The 23,099-nt window shown below is 39.3% G+C and carries 18 protein-coding genes and 1 pseudogene; 16 read left to right on the forward strand and 3 right to left on the reverse strand.

Annotation, left to right across the window (positions count from 1 at the left end; genetic code table 11):
- Positions 1 to 8: 8 nt before the first annotated feature.
- The 3 genes from rbfA (at position 9) to rpsO (ending at position 1,804) form a co-directional block, all read left to right on the forward strand.
- The gene (rbfA, locus tag FCN25_RS15385; protein WP_137226253.1) at positions 9 to 440 is read left to right on the forward strand and encodes a 30S ribosome-binding factor RbfA; all 432 of its coding nucleotides are present in this window, start codon (positions 9 to 11) and stop codon (positions 438 to 440) included.
- Positions 440 to 1,393 (forward strand): tRNA pseudouridine(55) synthase TruB, encoded by a 954-nt coding sequence (truB, locus tag FCN25_RS15390; RefSeq protein WP_137226255.1) that lies wholly within the window; start codon positions 440 to 442, stop codon positions 1,391 to 1,393. The genes rbfA and truB overlap by 1 nt, the downstream gene beginning before the upstream one ends.
- 141 nt (positions 1,394 to 1,534) lie before the next feature.
- Complete coding sequence (gene rpsO, locus FCN25_RS15395; protein ID WP_137226257.1) at positions 1,535 to 1,804, forward strand: 30S ribosomal protein S15; 270 nt, start codon at positions 1,535 to 1,537, stop codon at positions 1,802 to 1,804.
- Between the two features lie 309 nt (positions 1,805 to 2,113).
- Here rpsO and FCN25_RS15400 read toward each other — a convergent pair whose 3' ends face one another.
- Positions 2,114 to 4,147, reverse strand: a complete 2,034-nt coding sequence (locus tag FCN25_RS15400) for a bifunctional diguanylate cyclase/phosphodiesterase (RefSeq protein ID WP_137226259.1) — start codon at positions 4,145 to 4,147, stop codon at positions 2,114 to 2,116.
- A gap of 403 nt (positions 4,148 to 4,550) precedes the next feature.
- Between FCN25_RS15400 and pnp the strand changes: the two genes are divergently transcribed.
- The 11 genes from pnp to deoD all read left to right on the forward strand — a co-directional run bounded on the left by pnp (position 4,551) and on the right by deoD (position 17,754).
- Positions 4,551 to 6,647, forward strand: a complete 2,097-nt coding sequence (gene pnp, locus FCN25_RS15405) for a polyribonucleotide nucleotidyltransferase (protein ID WP_137226261.1) — start codon at positions 4,551 to 4,553, stop codon at positions 6,645 to 6,647.
- 152 nt (positions 6,648 to 6,799) lie between these two features.
- Complete coding sequence (nlpI, locus tag FCN25_RS15410) at positions 6,800 to 7,711, forward strand: lipoprotein NlpI (RefSeq protein WP_137226263.1); 912 nt, start codon at positions 6,800 to 6,802, stop codon at positions 7,709 to 7,711.
- A gap of 76 nt (positions 7,712 to 7,787) precedes the next feature.
- Complete coding sequence (gene prfC / locus FCN25_RS15415) at positions 7,788 to 9,368, forward strand: peptide chain release factor 3 (RefSeq protein ID WP_137226265.1); 1,581 nt, start codon at positions 7,788 to 7,790, stop codon at positions 9,366 to 9,368.
- An 80-nt stretch (positions 9,369 to 9,448) separates the two neighbouring features.
- Positions 9,449 to 9,661, forward strand: coding sequence for a hypothetical protein (locus FCN25_RS15420; RefSeq protein WP_137226267.1), 213 nt, complete (start codon positions 9,449 to 9,451; stop codon positions 9,659 to 9,661).
- Positions 9,654 to 10,415 (forward strand): TatD family hydrolase, encoded by a 762-nt coding sequence (locus FCN25_RS15425; RefSeq protein ID WP_137226269.1) that lies wholly within the window; start codon positions 9,654 to 9,656, stop codon positions 10,413 to 10,415. The genes FCN25_RS15420 and FCN25_RS15425 overlap by 8 nt, the downstream gene beginning before the upstream one ends.
- Positions 10,416 to 10,592: 177 nt before the next feature.
- Positions 10,593 to 11,855: a NupC/NupG family nucleoside CNT transporter gene (locus tag FCN25_RS15430; protein ID WP_137226271.1), complete on the forward strand. Its 1,263-nt coding sequence runs from the start codon at positions 10,593 to 10,595 to the stop codon at positions 11,853 to 11,855.
- 357 nt (positions 11,856 to 12,212) lie between these two features.
- Positions 12,213 to 13,100, forward strand: a complete 888-nt coding sequence (locus tag FCN25_RS15435) for an outer membrane protein OmpK (protein WP_175405946.1) — start codon at positions 12,213 to 12,215, stop codon at positions 13,098 to 13,100.
- Positions 13,101 to 13,485: 385 nt separating this feature from the next.
- On the forward strand, positions 13,486 to 14,259 hold the full coding sequence (gene deoC, locus FCN25_RS15440; RefSeq protein WP_137226275.1) for a deoxyribose-phosphate aldolase: 774 nt from the start codon (positions 13,486 to 13,488) through the stop codon (positions 14,257 to 14,259).
- 125 nt (positions 14,260 to 14,384) lie between these two features.
- Entirely contained in the window at positions 14,385 to 15,716 is a 1,332-nt protein-coding gene (deoA, locus tag FCN25_RS15445; RefSeq protein ID WP_137226277.1) for a thymidine phosphorylase, read from the forward strand.
- A gap of 12 nt (positions 15,717 to 15,728) precedes the next feature.
- Entirely contained in the window at positions 15,729 to 16,946 is a 1,218-nt protein-coding gene (locus FCN25_RS15450; RefSeq protein WP_137227430.1) for a phosphopentomutase, read from the forward strand.
- Between the two features lie 97 nt (positions 16,947 to 17,043).
- Positions 17,044 to 17,754 (forward strand): purine-nucleoside phosphorylase, encoded by a 711-nt coding sequence (deoD, locus tag FCN25_RS15455; protein ID WP_137226279.1) that lies wholly within the window; start codon positions 17,044 to 17,046, stop codon positions 17,752 to 17,754.
- 55 nt (positions 17,755 to 17,809) lie between these two features.
- Here the strand turns inward: deoD and FCN25_RS15460 are convergent, their stop codons facing one another.
- Entirely contained in the window at positions 17,810 to 18,478 is a 669-nt protein-coding gene (locus FCN25_RS15460) for an AhpA/YtjB family protein (RefSeq protein WP_137226281.1), read from the reverse strand.
- A 161-nt stretch (positions 18,479 to 18,639) separates the two neighbouring features.
- Here FCN25_RS15460 and serB point away from each other — a divergent pair, with 161 nt between their 5' ends.
- Both serB and FCN25_RS15470 read left to right on the forward strand, forming a co-directional pair.
- A complete protein-coding gene (serB, locus tag FCN25_RS15465) occupies positions 18,640 to 19,626 on the forward strand; it encodes a phosphoserine phosphatase SerB (RefSeq protein WP_137226283.1) in 987 nt (328 codons plus the stop codon).
- Between the two features lie 116 nt (positions 19,627 to 19,742).
- Positions 19,743 to 20,660 (forward strand): alpha/beta fold hydrolase, encoded by a 918-nt coding sequence (locus tag FCN25_RS15470; protein ID WP_137226285.1) that lies wholly within the window; start codon positions 19,743 to 19,745, stop codon positions 20,658 to 20,660.
- Here FCN25_RS15470 and FCN25_RS15475 read toward each other — a convergent pair.
- A pseudogene (locus FCN25_RS15475) lies at positions 20,661 to 23,044 on the reverse strand (PilZ domain-containing protein).
- Positions 23,045 to 23,099: the final 55 nt, after the last annotated feature.

The following is a 23,099-nucleotide window of genomic DNA, read 5'->3' on the forward strand; positions in this document are numbered from 1 at the left end:
ATATCATCATGGCAAAAGAATTTAGTCGTACACGTCGTATTGCACAACAGCTCCAGCAAGAACTTGCAATGGTGTTGCAGCGCGATATGAAAGATCCCCGCATTGGTTTTGTTACTGTAAACGATGTCGATGTTTCACGTGATTTAAGTTATGCAAAAGTTTATGTGACTTTCTTTGAAGAAGACACAGAACTTGTTCAACAAAAAATTGATGCGCTTACTGTTGCTGCGCCTTATATCCGTACTTTAGTTGCTGGCCGTATGAAATTACGTGTCATGCCTGAATTACGCTTTATTTACGATAGCTCACTAGTTGAAGGTATGCGTATGTCTAACCTAGTGACCCAAGTTATCAATAAAGATAAAGCTAAACAGCAAGAGTTTAATCCAGATGCATCTGATAGCAGCGAGTCTGCTGACGGTGAAAAGGAGCAAGATTAATGGCTCGTCGCCCTAAAGGTCGCTTCATCGACGGTATAGTGTTACTCGATAAAGATACTGGCATGAGCTCTAATTTTGCCCTGCAAAGAGTTAAGCGTTTTTTTAATGCCAATAAAGCCGGCCATACAGGTGCTTTAGACCCGTTAGCAACAGGTATGTTGCCTATTTGTCTCGGAGAAGCAACTAAGTTCTCTCAGCATTTATTAGATTCGGATAAGCGCTACCTAGTGACGGCTAAATTGGGTCAACGTACTGATACGAGTGATTCTGATGGGGAAATCGTGCAAACGCGTCCCGTTAATGTTACTCAAGCATTACTTGATGAAAAGCTCGCATTTTTTCGAGGAACCACTCAGCAAATACCTTCAATGTATTCGGCATTAAAATACCAAGGTCAACCTTTGTATAAATATGCTCGTGAGGGGATTGAAGTTCCACGTGAGTCGCGACCTATTACTGTATTTGAGCTCAATTTTATTAAGCTTGAAGGTGATGAATTAACCCTAGACATTCATTGTTCTAAAGGGACTTACATACGTACCATTATTGATGATTTAGGTGAAATGCTTGGCTGTGGAGCACATGTTATTATGTTGCGACGTACTCAAGTTGCCGAATACCCGTATGAAAAAATGGTATCGTTAGCGCAATTAGAAGCGTTAGTTGAGCAATCCCATAGACAAGATGTTGCGCCTCAGACATTGATGGATCCATTATTATTACCAATGGATACAGCTGTAGCTAAATTTGCTGAAATTAACTTGCCAGACGAGATGTTATATTACGTTATGCAAGGACAAGCAATCCAAGCTGCGGGACTTAAGCCTGATGAATTAGTGCGTATTACTATTGGTGATTCACATCGATTTGTTGGTATGGGCATCATGAATGATGATGGTCTATTGGCACCTAAACGGTTGATTGTAATTCACGAAAATGATCCTGCAGAGTAGTCAGACGGCTTTAACGTTGGCTTTTAACAATAAAAAACGAATTTAGATTGCGGTTAACTATCAATGTGGTTAAAATACTGCGCTCGCTCTGGCTGAGTTAGTGATCGGCTAGAGATACATTTACTTTTTTTGGAGATACACATGTCACTAAGTGCTGAAGCAAAAGCGAAAATTTTGGCTGATTTTGGTCGCTGCGAAAACGATACAGGTTCAACTGAAGTTCAAGTAGCTTTGTTAACTGCTCAAATTAACCACCTTCAAGGTCACTTTAAAGAGCACATCCATGATCACCACTCGCGTCGTGGTCTATTACGTATGGTAAGTGCACGCCGTAAGCTTTCTGCTTACTTAAAGCGTACTGACGTAGCACGTTATACTGCTATGATCCAGAAGTTAGGTTTACGTCGTTAATTCGATATTCGGCTTACTTTAGTAAGCAGATTAGACCATAAAAAAGGAGGCTATTGCCTCCTTTTTTATTGTCCAAAATAAACAATATTTACTTTGGATAATCATACTCACTATAGTTGCAGCGCTGAACTTCAATATCTAAAATAATAGTGTTTATGCTTGAGGTGTTAGCAATGAGTATTTCATTACCATTTTTGTGATGATGAGCCACACGTGTAGTACTGGTGTACACGTAAATAATCATTGTAGACATTCAGTATACAGGCGAGCGTCGTCACTTAATTATATGACGTCACGTTTATACAATCCCTACACATGAATGATCTTAGCGGTATTACAGGCTATATATTTTTCTTCAAATTCTTCTATGGGTAACGGCTCACTGAAATAAAAACCTTGGCCTATTTCACATTGATTTTCTCTGAGCCATTCAAGCTGTTGTATATTCTCGATACCTTCAGCAACAATCGTCAAGTCAAGCTGGCGACCAAGCATTAAAATAGTCGATGCAATAGCGCTATCCTGTGGAAGATCGCTCACAAATGCTCGATCAATTTTCATGGTGGTAATTGGCAGGTGACGTAAATAAGACAATGATGAATATCCAGTACCAAAGTCATCAACCGCAATCCCAAAACCGGCAGATTTGAGCAGTTCTAATTTTGTTATAGCTTGTTCAATATCATTCATTAGCGATGTTTCAGTAATTTCGATTTCAAGCAATTCTGGACGGATTTGGTAACGAATTGCCAATTGTTTAATATCAGGAACTAAACTAGCATCAGCAAATTGTTGTGAGGCCACATTGACGGCAATAGGAATTTCATAATTGTATTTACGTTGCCATTCTCGAATCACTTTACAAGTTTGTTCAATGACCCAACGACCAATAGGGATGATTATCCCTGTTTCTTCTGCCACGGGAATAAATGACATAGGGCTAATCAAGCGTCCGTCTTTTTGCCAGCGAATTAACGCTTCACAGCCAACAACTTTATCGGTTTTTAGATCAAATTTAGGTTGAAAATACAATAAGAACTCATTGTTCTTTAGTGCATCATGTAAAGAGGCTTCTGTACGTAATCTAACCGCAGCGCGCTCAGTCATTTGTTGCTTGAAAAACGCCCATTGATTTGAGCCAGCTGCTTTAGCACTGTACATCGCGATATCTGCATGACGAATTAAATCTTCTGCCGTGATGCCATCTTCTGGATAAATAGAGATACCGATAGATGCCGCTGGATGAATGGCGTGCTCGTTAAGTTGAATTGGGGTGTTTAATTGAATAAGCAACTTGTCAACAAAGTCTGCTGCTTGTGAAGGTGTTTGAATCTCATCGGCTAAAATTACAAATTCATCGCCACCTAAACGAGCCACACTACCTTGCTCACCAACCACTCTTTCTAATATACGCGCAATACGAGCCAGGAATTGATCACCGATAGCATGACCTAATGAGTCATTGACGTTTTTAAACCGGTCTAAATCAATAAAGAGTAAGGCGAAATTCCGTTTATGAACTCGAGAACGTTGAATGGTTACATTCAACGTTTCTAATAATAAAGCCCGATTAGGCAAACCAGTCAATGGGTCTCGGGTTGCCATTTTTCGGAGTTTGTTTTGGGTTTGGCTAAATTGCAGCAAAATCTGATTAAACTTACTTGTCACAAGTCCTAATTCATCATCCTTATGCGCTTTAGACATGGGCAATAGATTTTCATCAGGATAATCTGGGTCAATTTTATCGATAGCTTCACTAATACGAGCAATAGGTTGAGTGAGAAAACGATGAAACACCACCGTTAATACTAAAGTGAGCAACAATGCTCGAGCCAATGTGGCAATGAGTCCAAGTTGGAGTTGATTAAACAGTTTGTTGGTGAGTTTTTGCGTGTCGTAGAATATGGTAAGTGTGCCGATTAGCTGTTGTTGCTTATTACCTTCAAAATAGAATGGGCGATATAACGGGCGCGAAATTTCTTTCAGATCACCAAAAAGACGGTTGCTGATGGAAACATAACTATTTGATAATTCATTTAACTCATTTGCCGAAGAAACAAATAATGAACCGTCATCAAGTTCAATGACAGCCGAGCCAACATTATCGACTTTGATAATGCCCTCTAGAGTTTGACTGGCAAGTTTATCATCTAAAGACCACACAGCGTTGGTGGTGGTTTGTTCAACAGAATTCAGTAGTTCTTGCTGTGCAGCTGTCAGTTGTTGTTTAGTCGTGATGACGACTAGTGCTATTTCGACAATAAAAATGGCAATTGCAAAAAATAAAGCAGTAAAAACAACTAAGTTTGTCTGTTTCCATGTTAGGGACTTAAAATTGGTCATTATGTATTATTCCATGTCACATAAGTGACTATTTTTACGTTAATTTTGTAACATCTTAAAATGCTAAAACTACAAAATATGTAGACCCAATATGAAAATCAATTCTATTGTGGTTGTTCAATATATAAACCCGACAGAAATTGATATTATTGCTCATAACTTTAGTCAAGTTCCTCTGTCTTGTCATCAATAATCAGTGCAATAAGTCAACCTTAAGTCACTTAATAGACATAAATAGAGGTTTTTCGTGCCACATTGAGTTTTCAATACGGTGTGCTCATCTAGGAATGTGATTATTTTTATGATTTTCACATTCTACCACTCGCGTCTATTTAACTATTCGAGCTAATTGAAGTATACTCGTACGCGTAATTAAAGGTCATTAAATTAAGGAATGGGTCACGTGAATCCAATTGTAAAGAGTTTTGAGTATGGTCAACATACAGTCACCTTAGAAACGGGTGTTATTGCACGTCAAGCAGATGCTGCAGTTTTAGCAAGCATGGGCGATACCACAGTATTAGTTACTGTAGTGGGTAAAAAAGTAGCGGATCTAAGCCGTGGTTTTTTCCCTCTAACGGTTAATTATCAAGAAAAAACCTATGCTGCAGGTAAAATCCCTGGTGGTTTCTTCAAGCGTGAAGGTCGTCCTTCAGAAGATGAAACTCTGATTGCACGTCTAATTGACCGTCCTATTCGTCCTTTATTTCCTAACGGTTTTAAAAACGAAGTTCAAGTTATCATCACTGTAGTTTCAGTTGACCCACAAATCGAACCAGATATTGTTTCAATGATTGGTACTTCTGCGGCACTTGCTATCTCTGGTATCCCTTTCAGTGGCCCACTTGGCGCTGCACGTGTTGGTTACATCGACGGTGAATATGTACTGAACCCAACTGTTGATCAGCTTGCTACAAGTTCACTTAACTTAGTGGTAGCGGGTACTAAAGGTGCTGTACTTATGGTTGAATCTGAAGCTAAAGCGCTTGCAGAAGAAATCATGTTAGGTGCTGTAACTTACGGCCATGATCAACAACAAGTCGTTGTTGATGCCATTGCTGAGTTCAAGGCTGAAGCCGGCAAACCAATGTGGGAATGGACTGCACCAGTTCAAGATCCTGTGTTAGTTGCCAAAATTAAAGAACTTGCTGAAGTAGGCATGACAGAAGCTTATCAAATTGAAGTTAAGCAAGACCGTTATGTACAAGTCGGTATTGTTAAAGACGCAGCTAAAGCAGCATTAGTTGCTGAAAATCCAGAAGTTGATACTCGCGAAGTAGACAACTTACTTGGTAGCTTAGAGAAAAGTGTTGTACGTGGACGTATTATTAATGGTAAGCCACGTATCGATGGTCGTGAGCCAGACATGATCCGCGCATTAAGTGTTTTAGCTGGTGTACTTCCACGTACACACGGTAGTTCATTATTTACTCGTGGTGAAACTCAAGCTCTAGTAACCTGTACTTTAGGTACTGAACGTGATGCTCAGAAAATTGATAGCATTATGGGCGAACGTACTAATCGTTTTATGCTTCACTATAACTTCCCTCCGTATTCTGTTGGTGAAACAGGTATGGTTGGCTCACCTAAGCGCCGCGAAATCGGTCATGGTAAGTTAGCATGGCGTGGTATGAATGCTGTTATGCCTTCAGCTGAAGAATTTCCATACAGCATTCGTGTTGTATCTGAAATTACTGAATCTAACGGTTCAAGCTCAATGGCTTCTGTATGTGGTACTTCATTAGCATTAATGGATGCGGGTGTACCAATTAAGTCGTCGGTTGCAGGTATTGCAATGGGACTAGTTAAAGAAGGTGACGATTTCGTTGTACTTTCTGACATCCTAGGCGATGAAGATCACTTAGGTGATATGGACTTTAAAGTAGCGGGTACTCGTGACGGTATTACTGCATTGCAGATGGATATTAAGATCGAAGGCATTACTAAAGAGATTATGGATATCGCGTTGCAGCAAGCTTATGGTGCACGTGTTCATATCTTAAACGTAATGGATCAAGCTATTGGTTCACATCGTGATGATATTTCTGCCCATGCTCCACGTATTACGACTATCAAGATTAATCCAGAAAAAATCCGTGATGTCATTGGTAAAGGCGGTGCGGTAATTCGCGCGCTAACCGAAGAAACTGGCACTACGATTGAGCTAGATGATAATGGTACTGTTAAGATTGCATCTTCAAATGGTGAAGCAACTAAAGAAGCTATCCGTCGTATTGAAGAAATCACTGCTGAAGTTGAAGTGGGTCGTATCTATAACGGTAAAGTTATCCGTATCGTTGATTTCGGTGCCTTCGTTAACATTCTTCCAGGTAAAGATGGTTTAGTACACATCTCACAAATCAGTGACGAACGTGTAGCAAATGTATCTGACCATTTAGAAATGAACCAAGAAGTTGCTGTTAAGGTAATGGAAGTGGATCGTCAAGGTCGTGTAAGATTATCAATTAAAGAAGCTCAAGCAAAAGAAACTGCTGAGTAATTTAATCGTTAAATCTTAGTTATACTAAAAAAAGGAGATCATTTGATCTCCTTTTTTTTATCTATCGAAAAATAATCTGTAATGTCCATGGCTCTTAGATTGCCAGATTGCTATGATGTTGAATATTAATAGAACCTGATAAGGTAAAGCGGATGGAATGTAAACTACGCACCACAATCGTTGCCGTTGTTGTCGGTGCAAGTATGTTATTGTCAGGGTGTGCTGCAACGTTAGGTTCAAAAGATGATATTGCAGGACAGATGATTGTCGCGCCAGTGATGCCAGATTATAAATTGGAATTGACCTTGGCAAAGCTGAATGAAATTTTGGCTACTATGGAGTTAACTGACGAACAACGCGCACGTTTTCATTATGACCGTGGGGTTATATATGACAGTGTTGGTTTGCGTTTGCTCGGTCGAATTGATTTCCATCAAGCTATAAAATTACAACCAGACTTAGCCGATGCTTATAATTTTTTAGGTATTTATTATACCCAAGAAGGTGAGTTTGAGAGTGCTTATGAAGCATTCGATGGTGTATTAGAATTGTCACCAAGTTATGACTACGCCTACTTAAATAGAGGAATTGCTTTATATTATGGCGAACGTTACGAGTTAGCCGTTAATGATATGAAAGCATTTTATGAGCAAGATCCTAGTGATGGTTACCGTGTTCTTTGGCTTTATTTAATGGCTTCCTCTATAGATAAAAATAGCGCTTTAATTAATTTAACTGAACAGCGAAAGCAATTAAGAAATGAAGCTTGGTCCAGTGTATTGGTCGATTTTTACATGGGAAAAGTCAGTCAAGAACAAGTGTTTGTTGCAGCTAAAGTCGGTTTGTCTCAACCTAAAGAATACGCAGAACGTTTATGTGAAGCATATTTTTACTTAGCTAAACATGCTGCGGAAAAGGGGCAATATCAGCAAGCTGCTAATTTTTACCGTTTAACGTTAGCCACCAATATCTATGATTTTGTTGAACATCGTTATGCGAGAATTGAATTAGCTAAAATGCAAAATATGATTCAACAATCTACCGAATTATCAGCGAAGCACTAAAAAACACTTTGCCTAGCCAATTCTGTCGATAGGCGCTATAATTTGCGCCTTTTTTAGCGGCTAGTGCAAGGTTAACATGTCAGGCAATAAAGTTGAGGTCGACAAGCGTCGTACTTTCGCCATCATTTCGCACCCCGATGCGGGTAAAACCACCATCACCGAAAAAGTACTTTTATTCGGAAACGCCTTACAAAAGGCCGGTACGGTAAAAGGTAAAAAGTCTGGTCAACATGCTAAATCTGATTGGATGGAAATGGAAAAAGATCGTGGTATTTCGATTACCACCTCTGTGATGCAATTCCCTTACGGTGGTGCGCTTATCAATTTACTTGATACGCCTGGTCACGAAGATTTTTCGGAAGATACCTACCGTACACTAACCGCAGTAGATTCATGTTTAATGGTTATTGACTCCGCTAAAGGTGTTGAAGATCGTACTATTAAGCTTATGGAAGTAACGCGCTTACGTGATACACCCATAGTGACATTTATGAACAAATGTGACCGCGATATTCGCGATCCCATTGAATTGATGGATGAAGTTGAAGACATCTTAAAAATAGCTTGTGCACCTATTACCTGGCCAATTGGTTCAGGTAAGGAATTTAAAGGTGTGTACCATATTTTGCGAGATGAAATCATTTTATACCAGAGCGGTATGGGTCATACCATCCAAGAAGAACGCATTATTAAAGGATTACATAATCCTGAATTAGATAAAGTCCTTGGATCATACGCCACTGAAATACGTGATGAAATGGAACTGGTTGCTGGCGCTTCAAATGAATTCAATCAAGAAGCTTTTCTAAAAGGTGAGCTTACGCCAGTATATTTCGGTACAGCCTTAGGTAACTTCGGTGTGGACCATATTTTGGATGGTATTGTTGAATGGGCCCCAAAACCATTGCCTCGTGAAAGCGATGTCCGCAGGGTCACTCCTGATGAAGAGAAATTCTCAGGTTTTATCTTCAAAATTCAAGCTAACATGGATCCTAAACACCGAGATCGGGTTGCCTTTATGCGCATCTGCTCTGGTGTATATGAACAAGGCATGAAAATGCATCATGTTCGTATTGGTAAAGATGTAAATGTCAGTGACGCGTTAACCTTTATGGCAGGGGATCGTAGCCGTGCTGAAGCTGCTTATCCTGGTGATATTATTGGCTTACACAATCACGGCACTATGCGAATTGGTGATACATTTACTCAAGGTGAAAAACTGCGCTTTACTGGTGTGCCTAACTTCGCGCCTGAAATGTTCCGCCGTATTCGTTTAAAAGATCCTCTTAAGCAAAAGCAGTTACTAAAAGGCTTGGTTCAGCTAGCAGAAGAAGGTGCAGTACAAGTCTTCAGACCTGTTGATTCTAATGATTTAATTGTTGGTGCTGTTGGTGTACTTCAGTTTGAAGTGGTTGTTGGGCGCTTAAAAAGTGAATATAACGTAGAAGCCATTTACGAAGGTATCAGTGTCAGTACCGCTCGTTGGGTCTATTGCAAAGATGAACGTAAATTAGAAGAGTTTCGTCGTAAATGCAGTCAACAGTTGGCCCTAGATGGCGGCAATAATTTAACCTATATTGCCCCTACAATGGTTAATCTCAACTTATCAATGGAACGCTATCCTGATATTGAGTTTACCAAAACACGCGAACACTAATTGTTAAGATAGTTTTTGCAGATATGTTAAAAAGGTGGCTTTGCCGCCTTTTTTGTTGGTGTTTTTTTGGGAGTCTTAAGATGAATAAAGCTATATTTAAGCTATTTATTATAAGCCATTGGCAAAAATATATTTTTTGGTGTGATGATATGGGGTTAATGCTAGAAAACCAACATTGTTGTTTGCCAATAGTGAACGAACATGAAAATAATATTGTAATATCAATAGCCACATTACAACCAACTATCGATACTAATGTAGGCGATAGTATAAAAAGGCAATTTTATGATTGATACTCATGCTCACCTCGACATGGCTGCGTTCGATGATGATAGAGCACTGGTATTTGATGCAATGCATCATCAAGGCATTACCTCCGCTATTATACCTGGAGTATCGGTTGAACAATGGCAAAAGCAAATCCAAATAGCACAGCAATATGACTGTTATTTCTCTCTTGGTATTCACCCTTGGTATGTACCAGATGATATTGAGGCTGCCATTATTCAGCTTGATGAAGTTTTACAGAAATATAGGGGGAACAAGCGTTTAGTCGCGGTAGGGGAGTGTGGGTTAGATAAATTGCATCATTGGTCGGATAAACAATTATCGTTACTTGAACAACAATTGTTGCTTGCAAAAACTTATCGATTTCCGGTTATTTTACATGCAGTTAAAGCTCATCAAGAGCTTTTAGCTATATTAGGGAAAATGAAGCTAGACCGAAGCGGGGTCGTGCACGGATTTTATGGTAACAATGACATTGCCAAACGATATATTGATCTAGGTTTTAAACTGGGCATAGGGGCTTTAATACTCAATCCAAATGCAACAAAACTTCGCCAAACAGTAACAAATTTACCCTTAGAACACTTCTTAATAGAAACCGATTCACCTAGTATGCCTCCTTTTGACCATCCAAAAACGCGTAATACTCCTCTTATATTAAGTAGAATTGTGTCCGAAATCGCATTTTTAAAGAAAAAAGAAATTGTCTGTATATTAGAACAGTTGAATAAAAATGCTGTGCAACTATTTGAGCTTTAGTCTTTTTTATTGAAACGAAAACATCAATTTGTTATTTAATTTGCTAAGAGATTGAAATTAAACTTTAAAAGCTTGATCAAAACAACGCTTTTCGTTTCATGCTCAGTTATAATCGTCAACGGAAATTAGGTGAGTTAACAACATTCAAAAAAACTGTTAACAAAAGGGTGATGATTAATGGATATAGTAATGAGTTTAGTAGGGGTGGTCACCTTACTATTGATAGGTTTTGCACTATCAAATAATAGAAAAGCAATTAATGTACGTACAGTCGGTGGTGCTTTAGCAATTCAAGCATTCTTCGCTGGTTTCGTATTATATGTACCAGTCGGTAAAGATATACTGAAAGGTGTTTCAGACGCAGTATCAAGTGTGATTAGTTATGCACAAGCAGGTACTAGCTTCTTATTTGGTGATTTGGCTAACTTTAAAGTTGGTTTCATTTTCGCCATCAACGTATTACCTGTCATTATATTCTTCTCTTCTCTAATTGCAGTGCTTTACTATTTAGGCATTATGCAGTGGATCATCCGTATTATCGGTGGTGGACTACAAAAAGCATTAGGTACTAGTCGTACCGAATCTATGTCAGCTACAGCGAATATCTTCGTTGGTCAAACTGAAGCACCATTAGTTGTGCGTCCGTTTATTGCGACAATGACTCAGTCTGAGCTATTTGCCATCATGGTTGGTGGCTTAGCATCAATCGCTGGTTCAGTATTAGCTGGTTATGCACAAATGGGTGTTCCAATTCAATACTTAGTTGCTGCGTCTTTCATGGCGGCACCAGGTGGTCTATTAATGGCTAAACTGATGCACCCAGAAACAGAAGCCTCTATCAATGAAATGGATGAATTACCAGATGATCCTGATAAGCCAGCAAACGTATTAGACGCTGCTGCTTCAGGTGCTGCATCAGGTATGCACCTTGCGTTAAACGTTGGTGCTATGTTGATCGCATTCGTTGGTTTAATCGCAATGATCAACGGTATCATCGGTGGTATAACAGGTTGGTTCGGTTTAGAGGGTATTACTCTTGAACTTATCCTAGGTTATATCTTCATGCCTTTAGCATTCTTAATCGGTGTACCTTGGAATGAATCGCTAGTTGCGGGTTCTTTCATCGGGCAAAAGATTGTTGTTAACGAATTTGTTGCTTACTTGAACTTCGCTCCGTATCTATTAGATGCATCTGCTGAAGGTTTCAAAGTAGTGGCAGAAACTGGCATTATGATGTCAGACCGTACTAAAGCGATTATCTCTTTCGCATTGTGTGGATTCGCTAACTTATCTTCTATTGCAATCTTACTTGGTGGTTTAGGTGCTATGGCTCCTGCACGTCGCCATGACCTTGCAAAATTAGGTATCCGTGCTGTTATCGCTGGTTCATTAGCTAACTTAATGAGTGCGACATTAGCCGGTTTATTCTTAGCTATCTAAGAAGAAGTCCTTGGGGAAAACCCCAAAAGCTGGGTCTTTATATCAATAATAAATTAGAGACCCAGTTTTTTAAGAAAGTTGTTATTGATTTTTGTGTTAATCCACCGTTTCCCAATATGAAGTTATGCCGTTTTATTGATTGTAAAAAAGGATGCTTTAAATCCTCTAGCCAAAGGTAAAATGTCAAATTGTTAATAATGTGTAGACAAAAAGTCGCGACATTGTTCACATAAAAGAATTTTGTATTCGTTTTTTATTGATTAAATATTGAGATTTATATCAGTAACGGTAAAATGCGAATGACTAAAAAGAAGTGCTATCCACGAAGATAGTTAAATAATATACATGGGGTTGATGATGAAAAAATTAAATACTTTAGTATTGGCAAGTACTGTTGCTCTAGCCGGTTCTGCATTTACTGCTTCTGCTGCTGAACAAACTGGTGACATTCACGCTAATGATTACAAGTGGATGCAGTTTAACATTATGTATGCAATAGATGAGCATCCAATTGCAAACGAAGATGAAGCTACTCATAACTATTTAGAAATGGAGTTTGGCGGTCGTTCTGGTTTTGTTGACCTATATGGTTATGTTGATGTGTTCAACTTAGGCAACAGTGATTCAGGCGATAAAGCTGACGGCGCGAGCAAAATGTTCATGAAGTTAGCTCCTCGTTTCTCACTTGATGCTATTACTGGTACCGATTTATCTTTCGGCCCAGTTCAGGAAGTGTATTTATCTACTCTATTTAACTGGGGTGGTGGCGCTATCAATACAGAAGGCAATGGTGGCGGCGATGTTAACATGTCTTTCTGGGGTGTTGGTGCAGATGTAATGGTTCCATGGTTAGGTAAAACTGGCATGAACCTTTATGGTGCTTATGACATTAACCGTAAAGATTGGAATGGTTACCAATTCTCAGCTAACTGGTTCAAGCCATTTGTATTCTTCGAAGATAAGAGTTTTTTATCTTTCCAAGGTTATGTTGATTATCAGTTCGACATGGATGAAGAATATTCCGGTATGAACACTGATGGCGACTATAACAACACAGAACACGGTGGTGCTGTATTCTTCGGTCTTTACTACCATACAGATCGTTTCGCACTAGGTTATGGTGGTAAGTACTTCTACCATTCTTATGGCTTGAACGATAATGCATTTAAAAATGATACTTTTGGTTTCGGTGGTTTAGACACTACTGGTTGGACTCACTTCCTTACTGCAACTTACAAAATCTAATTGTTAATGAGTTAGTTATATTGGGGCCGCAGATTGTGGCTCCAAATTTTAAAGCAAAAATTAAATAAACATCTAAATCTTTATCTAAAATTATGTGAATATATCGTGGTTTTATATAAAGGTTTGTACTCTACAAAGTTTTATTTTTACGCGCTAAAATGGATTTTTCGCGGAATAGTTAAAACAAATATCTTTGTTTTACCTTTTCCGGTCTTCAAGGATTCAAGTCGTGGTACTCGTTATCAGATTGAATACCTAGGTTAGTAAATATCACCTAGATTTACTGGCAGTACTGAAAGCCCGGCCATAATTTAATCATATGCCTGTTCAATAGTATTGCCTGAAAAAATTTATCGACTTTGATTTTTCGTTTCGGAGAGCAATTATGACTGATTTAAAAAAAGCGGCACTACGCGGTATTTCATTAATGGATTTAACCACATTAAATGATGATGATACAGAACAAAAAGTGATTGATTTGTGCCATAAAGCCAAGTCTCCTGCTGGCAATACCGCCGCTATATGTATATATCCTCGCTTTATTCCTATCGCACGTAAAACACTTAATGAGCTTGATTGTGAAGACATTAAAATTGCTACAGTGACTAACTTTCCTCATGGTAATGATGATATTGCCATTGCCGTGTTAGAAACCCGTGCTGCTGTTGCCTATGGTGCCGATGAAGTGGATGTTGTGTTTCCTTACAGAGCGTTAATGGCTGGTAATGAGACGGTTGGCTTTGAATTGGTAAAAGCGTGTAAAGAAGAATGCGGTGAAGATGTCCTTTTAAAAGTGATTATCGAATCTGGCGAGTTGAAAGATCCTGCTTTAATTCGTAAAGCATCAGAAATAGCTATTGATGCAGGTGCTAATTTCATCAAAACATCAACCGGGAAAGTACCGGTTAATGCCACGATTGAAGCGGCTGAAATAATGCTAACTGTGATCAGTGAAAAAAATCGCCAAGTTGGTTTTAAACCAGCTGGTGGTGTACGTGATGCCGAAAAAACTGCAGAATTTTTAGACCTAGCCGAACGCATTTTAGGTGCTGATTGGGTCAGTCCGCAAACATTCCGTTTTGGTGCCTCTAGCCTATTAAACAGCTTACTGCATACCCTTGAAATGACTGAAGCGCCTAAATCGACTTCAGGCTACTAATTCGTATTATGCATTAACACTCATTTTGCATGACCGCTAATGGTCATGCAAAGCGTCATCATCTGATGACATTTCAGATATTAATGGCGATCCTCAAGGTGTTGGATTGCCTAAAGGGGACTCATATGTTTCTTGCTCAAGAGATTATTCGCAAAAAACGCAACGGCGATGCACTAAGTACGGCTGAAATTCAATTTTTTGTTGATGGTATAACTCATAATACGGTTTCTGAAGGTCAAATTGCTGCGTTCGGCATGGCGGTGTATTTCAAAGACATGAATATGGACGAACGTATAGCATTAACTATTGCGATGCGCGATTCCGGAACAGTATTAAATTGGGATTCACTCGGCCTTGATGGTCCTATTATTGATAAACATAGTACTGGCGGCGTAGGTGATGTTATCAGCCTAATGCTTGGTCCTATGGCTGCTGCTTGTGGTGGTTATGTACCGATGATTTCTGGGCGTGGTCTAGGTCATACTGGTGGTACACTAGATAAGTTTGATGCTATTCCTGGATATCAAACTGAGCCTTCAAGTGAATTGTTCCGCAAAGTCGTAAAAGACGCTGGTGTTGCCATTATTGGCCAGACTGGTGACTTAGTACCGGCAGACAAGCGTTTCTATTCCATTCGCGATAATACCGCCACTGTAGAATCTATTTCGTTAATTACCGCATCCATTTTATCTAAAAAGTTAGCTGCTGGACTTGATGCCCTTGTTATGGATGTAAAAGTAGGAAGTGGTGCATTTATGCCAACCTACGAAGCATCTGAAGAATTAGCCCGTAGTATTACTGCTGTCGCAAACGGTGCGGGCACAAAAACAACCGCGTTATTAACGGATATGAACCAAGTGTTGGCTTCATGTGCAGGTAATGCTGTAGAAGTTCGTGAAGCGATTAACTTTTTAACTGGTCAATATCGTAATCCGCGTTTATATGCTGTCACCATGGGATTATGTGCAGAAATGCTCATTTTAGGTGGTATTGCACAAAATGAAGCTGAAGCACGTAATAAGTTAAATGCTGTACTCGATAATGGTAAAGCCGCTGAAGCGTTTGCTAAAATGGTGTCTGGTCTGGGTGGTCCAACCGATTTCGTTGAGGCATATGATAAATACTTACCTCAAGCGAAGATTATACGTCCAGTTTATTCGAACACATCTGGTTTTGCTTATAAAATGGATACACGCGAACTTGGTTTATCTGTTGTTACCTTAGGTGGCGGACGTCGTAAACCTGGTGATGTATTGGATTACAGTGTTGGATTAACTCAAGTGTGTGCATTGGGTCAGGAAGTTAATAAAGATGTCCCGTTAGCGATGATCCATGCTCAATCTGAAGATGCTTTTGCAGAAGCCGCTGCAGCTGTTCAGCAAGCGATTGTTATTGGCGATAGTGCGCCTGAGAAGACGCCTGAAATATATCGTTATATTCGCGCTTCAGATTTATAAAGGGAAAACATGATGAAACGAACTTTTATTTTAATGCTCGATTCTTTTGGTGTCGGTGCAGCCACCGATGCAGATAAGTTTGGTGATGTCGGTTCCGATACTTTTGGGCACATTGCGCAGGCGTGTGCAGAAGGTAAAGCGGATATTGGCCGACAAGGGCCTTTAAAACTACCCAATCTTGCTCGATTAGGTTTAGGTCACGCAGGCTTTGAAAGTACTGGCCAATTTGCTGCTGGTTTTGGTGATAATGTTGAGCTTATTGGTGCTTATGGTCATGCTGATGAATTAAGCTCTGGCAAAGATACACCAAGTGGTCATTGGGAAATGGCTGGTGTACCCGTTTTATATGAATGGGGATATTTCAGCGATCTAACCAATTCATTTCCTAAAGAATTAACCGATAAAATCCTAAAACGCGCCGGATTAGACGGCTTCTTAGGTAACCGCCATGCTTCAGGCACTAAAATTCTTGAAGAATTAGGCGAAGAGCACATGAAAACAGGTAAGCCTATTTTTTACACTTCTGCCGATTCGGTATTTCAAATAGCTTGTCATGAAGAATCATTTGGCCTAGAAAACCTATACAACTTATGCAAAATCGCTCGTGAAGAGTTAGAGCCTTATAATATTGGCCGTGTTATTGCGCGCCCGTTTGTAGGGACTGGAGCGATAGATTTTGCGCGTACAGGCAATCGCCATGATTACGCGGTATTACCGCCAGCACCAACAGTGCTCGATAAAATGAAAGATGCTGGTGGTGAAGTGGTGAGTATTGGTAAAATTGCCGATATTTATGCTCATAGTGGTATTACTCAACAATTTAAAGCCACGGGTCTTGAAGAGTTATTTGATGAAACCTTAGCGCAAATCAAGCGTGCGGATGATAACACCATTGTATTTACTAACTTTGTTGATTTTGACTCACATTATGGTCATCGTCGTGACACCGCTGGTTATGCTAAAGCTCTTGAATATTTTGATTCTCGTTTACCTGAGTTATTTGCGGCTTTAGAGCCAGATGACCTTGTTTTATTTACAGCAGATCATGGTTGTGATCCTACCTGGGTGGGTACTGAGCATACTCGTGAACGCGTACCGGTTTTAGCTTATGGTGCTGGTTTACCTGCGGGTTCATTAGGTCGCCGTAAGTCTTTTGCTGATATTGGTCAGTCTATTGCGAGTTATTTTAAGTTAGAACCAATGAATTATGGTGAATCTTTTATTAATTAGTCACATTTTCAAACGACGGTTCTATATAAAGTTTAATGCCTTTGCTAAACTGCATACATGATTTAGTAATATAAAATAGAAACATAGGGGTTATAACATGGCTACACCACATATTAATGCTGTTGAAGGTGCTTTTGGTGATACAGTACTTTTCCCAGGAGATCCATTACGTGCAAAATACATTGCAGAAACATTTCTAGAAAATGTTGAGCAAGTAACAGATGTTCGTAACATGCTTGGTTTTACTGGTACCTATAAAGGTAAGCGTATTTCGGTTATGGGTTCAGGTATGGGAATTCCATCTTGTTCAATTTATGCTCATGAATTAATCAAAGATTATGGCGTTAAAAACCTAATCCGTGTTGGTACTTGTGGTGCTATTAGCACTGATGTAAAAGTGCGTGACGTGATTATTGGTATGGGTGCATGTACAGACTCACGCGTGAATCGTTTACGTTTTAAAGATAACGATTTTGCTGCTATTGCTGATTACAGCTTATTAAGCGCTGTCGTTGATTCAGCTAAAAAACATGGAACGAAGATCCGTGTTGGTAACGTTTTCTCTGCTGATTTATTCTACACTCCAGATCCTCAAATGTTTGATGTGATGGAAAAGATGGGTGTTTTAGGCGTCGAAATGGAAGCTGCTGGTTTGTATGGTGTTGCACATGAATTAGGTGCAAAAGCCTTGTGTGTCGTGACGGTATCTGACCACATTCGTACTGGTGAAAAAACCACTTCTGATGAGCGTCAAACTACATTCAGCGAGATGATTGTTATGACCTTAGATGCAGCATTAACGCTTTAATCTTTATGGTACATAATAAAATGGGCACTGATTAGTGCCCATTTTTGTTTGTAGATTACTCTTTGCTATCAATATCTGTTGCAGAGTGGGGAGTCAACGATGTCTTTTTGATTTTTTTATGTGATTTGAGCCGTGTTTTTCGGCGATCAAAATCTGCTCGTTTAAATGATAATGCGCGCGAAAGTAATAAGCCAATAAAGCCAGCTACAATCAACATCATCTGTTGTAATTGCATATTTTGTTCATACAGCACTTTGATTTCATCAAAAAAAATATCGAGATTTAAACGTACTTCCACGTACCCTAAATTATTATTATCTTGAATCACGTTTTCAATTAATGGAGGATACGGTTTTAATAAACCTTTTAATGTTTCTGAATCGGCTTCTAAGTTTTCATACGACACACTTTGTGCAAAAGCCAATCTGACACCTTGCGAATTATAGATATTCACCGACATCACTTTAGGATCAGCCGCAAGTGCTGATGCTAACCATTGAAGTTGTTCATCATTTTGCAAATACATTGCAGGAGCTGCACCATTAGCAGCCTGTTGTGCTAACAGTCGAGCCATCACTTTTGTTTGTGAGTTTAGTAATTTTTGACCATTACGTAAGCTCGACTGCCACAATTGTATTAGACCGAATATCAGTACTATTGCTACAATGATTTGCACAATTCTGCTGAATTTTTGTCTTTTCTTAAGGCCTTTAATAAAAATCACTTTAATCCTCAGTGTTTTTTCTATTTAATTAGAACCTGTTATTTGAGGCTTTTTTACGGTTAGCCCTTCAGTAGTCATCTAATTACAGAGAATCATCTAAAAGCTATACTAATCGAAAAATTTGTTAGTAGATAGTCGTAACATACTAAGAGGCCGTATTGATGCTTGATCAACAAGATAATATTTTACTAAATTGGTTATTTTCAGGTAGTTGTGAGACATATCAACATCTAAACTGTGTGTTATATCGTTATCGAGAATCAGATTATTTGAATAATTTGCAAGCTCATTTATCGTACCGTTGTCGAGTGATTTTTAGTGTTGAATGCTCAACTGAAATTGAGTCTTGGTTATCCTCTATTCCAACGAATGCCCATATTGCAAAGCTTGACAGGCAGAATGATTTATTAGGTTTTGAATTGGCGGCCCAAGTGGCGAATGATCAATGGATTGCGTCATTCCCAACGAATATAGCTGCTGAGATTGTGCTTATTCAACAGCCTTTAGCTCGCCTCAATCAACCGGGTTTGTTGGTGATGGATATGGATTCCACAGCGATTGAAATCGAATGTATTGACGAACTTGCCTTGATGGCTGGCGTTGGTGAAGAAGTTGCCGCCGTTACAGCAAGTGCAATGCGTGGTGAACTAGATTTTGAACAATCTTTAAGACAACGTGTCAGCAAGCTTGCTGGAGCCGATGCGGCGATTATTCAGCAATTATGCGATACCTTGCCATTAATGTCAGGCCTTGAAGCGATGTTAGCCGAATTAAAAACGCATCAATGGAAGCTAGTAGTCGCTTCCGGTGGCTTTACTCCATTTGTGTGCCATTTAAAGACATTACTGAATTTAGACGCCGCGTTTGCCAATGAACTGGTTATTATTGATGGTAAGCTCAGCGGTGAAGTGACCGGTGATGTCGTGGATGCTCAATACAAAGCTAACGTGGTGAATCAGTGTGCTGAACAATGGTCTATCGCATCAGGCCAACGAGTGGCGATTGGTGATGGTGCCAATGACATTGCGATGATCCAGGCCGCTGATTTAGGATTGGCATTTCATGCTAAGCCTAAATTAATTGCCGCCGCAGATGCTTCAATACAACATGTCGATTTACGTGCCTTGGTTTTTTGTTTACAGCTATAAAGACAGTATTAATGCTTATAAAGCACGTTAAATATAGAATAGTTACTCTATTCTAGTTGTAATTCATGGCAGTAATGTTAGTTTTAGATTTATTATTACTAATATAACTGCCTATTTTGACTAAAGATATCCTCCAAGACTCTCTCTATATTCCATACCGTGATGGTTCATTACATCTTCGGCATATTCGTCCTACGACATTAACACCTCTGGGGATCCCCATTTTGATGTTGCATGGTGCTATGTCAAATGGCAGGGTATTTTACAGCGACACAGGGCGCGGTCTAGGGTGTTTTTTGGCTAAGGCTGGTTTTGATGTTTATGTTATGGATACAGCCGGACGTGGCTTGAGTAAGCCTGTTATTGATCGTCATTTCTCTTTGGGTCAAGGTGAAGTCATTCGTGAACAATTGCCTTTAGTACAACATTTTATTACCCAGCGTCACCCTTTGGTGAATAAAGTACATTGGTGTGCACATTCATGGGGAGGGGTATTAATGGCAAGCAGTTTGGCTCGCTATACTCATTTACAATCCAGTGTTGCATCACTATTAACTTTTGGCTCTAAACGCACTATCAAGGTGAAGTCATTTAAGAAATGGTTAATGGTAGATTTTTTCTGGAATCGTTTTGCGCCATTGTATATAGCCAAACAAGGCTACTTTGATGCCAGTCGGCTTCGTGTCGGTATGGACAATGAAAGCCGTGCATCTTTATTGCAAACCATTGATTGGGTTAAGGGGGATTGGATTGATCATGACGATCATTTTCACTATGCCCAAGCTGCAACAAAAGCACTATGGCCACAGGCTTGGTTCATTGCGGGGAAAAATGATCATGTTTTAGGCAATCCATCAGATGTACGCGATATGATCGATGAATGTGGTTTTACCCAGATTAAGTACACATTGCTCGCTAAAGAAAAGGGTAATTTAATGGATTATAATCACGCAGGTATGTTGACAGAACGACAGGCAGAGCAAGATCATTTTGTACAAATTAAACAATGGTATTTGGGCCTAGCAGAGCATTGATTAGGTTAGCGTCATGACACTTGGAAAGCGGAATTCAACTTCGGTGGTAATATCGAGTAATTCCCCAGAGCCAATGACTCTCCATAATTGATCTTCTAACTGTTTGGCACGATGAATGGCATGTATATGAATATATTCTAGCTCACGTCTAATATAGCTCATATCAGGTTTACTAGTTGCTCCTAGGTACACTCTTAAAGCCATGAAACGACCTGTTTTCTTACTTTGACAGATAAACTCTATTTGTTGTTCTCTATTGCCCACTTCAGACTTGAGTTTGCATTGGATATCTATTGCGCCTCTAGGGAGGCGGGTAAGTTTTATAAATACCTCAAAAAAGGCCATATTATCATTTGGTTTCATTAATTTTATAGGATCTATAATTTGTTGTTTCAATACCTTGTTATCCAGTAGCGGTTTTAAGTTGTATTCAAGGACTTTATCACTGTCTTGGGCAAACAAATGGCTTATTTCATCTGTCGTTGTGCCTATTCCTATATATGCCATTTGTGCCGATTTTGCTGTTCTTTCAATAAAGTAAGGAACACCTGGTAATTGGCGCATCAAAAGGTTTTTCATTCCGTCTGCTAATTCTTTTTTCTGGCCTTCATTATCAGATAATTGCTCAAGTTTTTGTTTGTTGCGGGCAATGAGTTTATTTAAAAACTCTACACCGTCATGTGGTGAATGGCCAATAGTGGCACTGACATGTAAAATCAGTCCATTCATTCGGCTTCGTATTAATTGATATGGTAAATTTGATAAATTCGTTTTACCCGCTGCGGCTTGAAGTCTTGGAAATGATAATGTTATGGCACCAGGTTCATCAAAGTTGGCGGTCTTTTCTAACATAATTTGTAAACCACGACTCGAAATATCGTGAGTGATACCCGATGCCTGCTTATCACCTTGTTGGACGGTAATTAAGGTTTTGAAGGCAAATCGAGCTTCATGTCTTCGCTCACTAAATGGCATGGATACTTTTTTGATACTGTGCTGCTTAATTTTTGCTTGGGCAAAAATTTTTAAACCATTGACATCTGATTGATCAAACCAGTCCTGGTAATCTTTACGAGCGTCTTCGTTGGTTAAATCAATTAATTGCAATGTATGACTAAATTGACCTAATTGTGGTTCTGTTAGGGAAGAATAACGGGCATCATCACCAGGTAAAGTTGAGGTTTTGTAATTTTTACTGTGATCAATCGCCTGTGAGACCACTTTAAATACTCTCCAACTGGTTTTTGTTGAGGCAAAACCTAAGAATAAATTAATGTTTTTGGTCGCTTTTAGCTCCGCGAACGTGGCAGAGTAAAAATGTAATTTACCATTGGCGTTATGGATAAAACTAAATAAGTAACTATGTTCAGAATTATCAGGATACTTGATTAATTGGGTTAAGCGCCTGCTATTAATAAAACTGGATAATTGACTTATTTCATTTTCATCTTGAAAATAATGCTGGATAGGTTGGTTTCCTCTCCCCAATAATTCGTAAGTCACCTGCGGTTTGCCGTCAACCATAGCAACGAAAAGTGGTAAATGTGTTAGCAGCGGTAAGTAATGGCGCTCATAGCCTAATCCTGTCGCGGTAACAATGACATCGTTAACATCTACTTTATAACGGAATTTATAACCTCGGATAAGCTGGGATAATAAACTGTCTAATGCCTCTCCCCCCCAAGTCTTTTTAATCTAAATACGGCACTACCATCTTTGTTTTGAATATCAACTACTTGATAATCAACGCCTTGGTGCAAGTCGTCTAGGTAAAATTCATCACTGAGTTCTAGTAGCTTCACTCGTAAAGGCTTGTCTTGGTCTAAGTGATGTTTTAATGGCAACTTTATACGAGCACCACCGACTGATAAATCCAGCGTTACACCATTAATCTCTTTGAGCCCTTCCTGAGAAACCATAATGCGAATGCTATAGTTCATTCTTTCTTCGCAGCGATTAAAGTAACTGCCTAATACAACACCAGGAACAATAAATGGATTGTTTTCGGTAATCACATCTACCGTGAAGTTTTCTCTTAGTTTAAGGCGGCGTAATTTATGTTTTTTTATCACATGCTCGTATACACCAAGAGTGTATTTGTTACAGTATAATGGCAGTGATTGTAGTAATGCATCTTTAGCAGGTTCGTCTAGAAAATGCCTTTGGCCAGCGATGAGTACCTCTTCACAAGGCAGTTCTGTTTTATCACGTAAATCAATAATACGCGTGCACAAAGACGAGATACGATTCAACTCCATTTTCAATAGGAAACGGGTTGAATTTGATTCGTCAACTGTCAACTGTTCGAAAATGTCCTGAAAATCAGGTTCCATGATCAGAGGCTTTAGTTGTTCAATTAATGCACTGTGGTTTTCTAAACTCATTATTATGTCGTTTTAAATGCTTATTGTGAGTCTGGCTGATAATGTTATCGGCAAG

Source organism: Shewanella sp. MEBiC00475, from assembly GCF_005234075.1.
Taxonomy (GTDB): Bacteria; Pseudomonadota; Gammaproteobacteria; order Enterobacterales; family Shewanellaceae; genus Shewanella; species Shewanella polaris.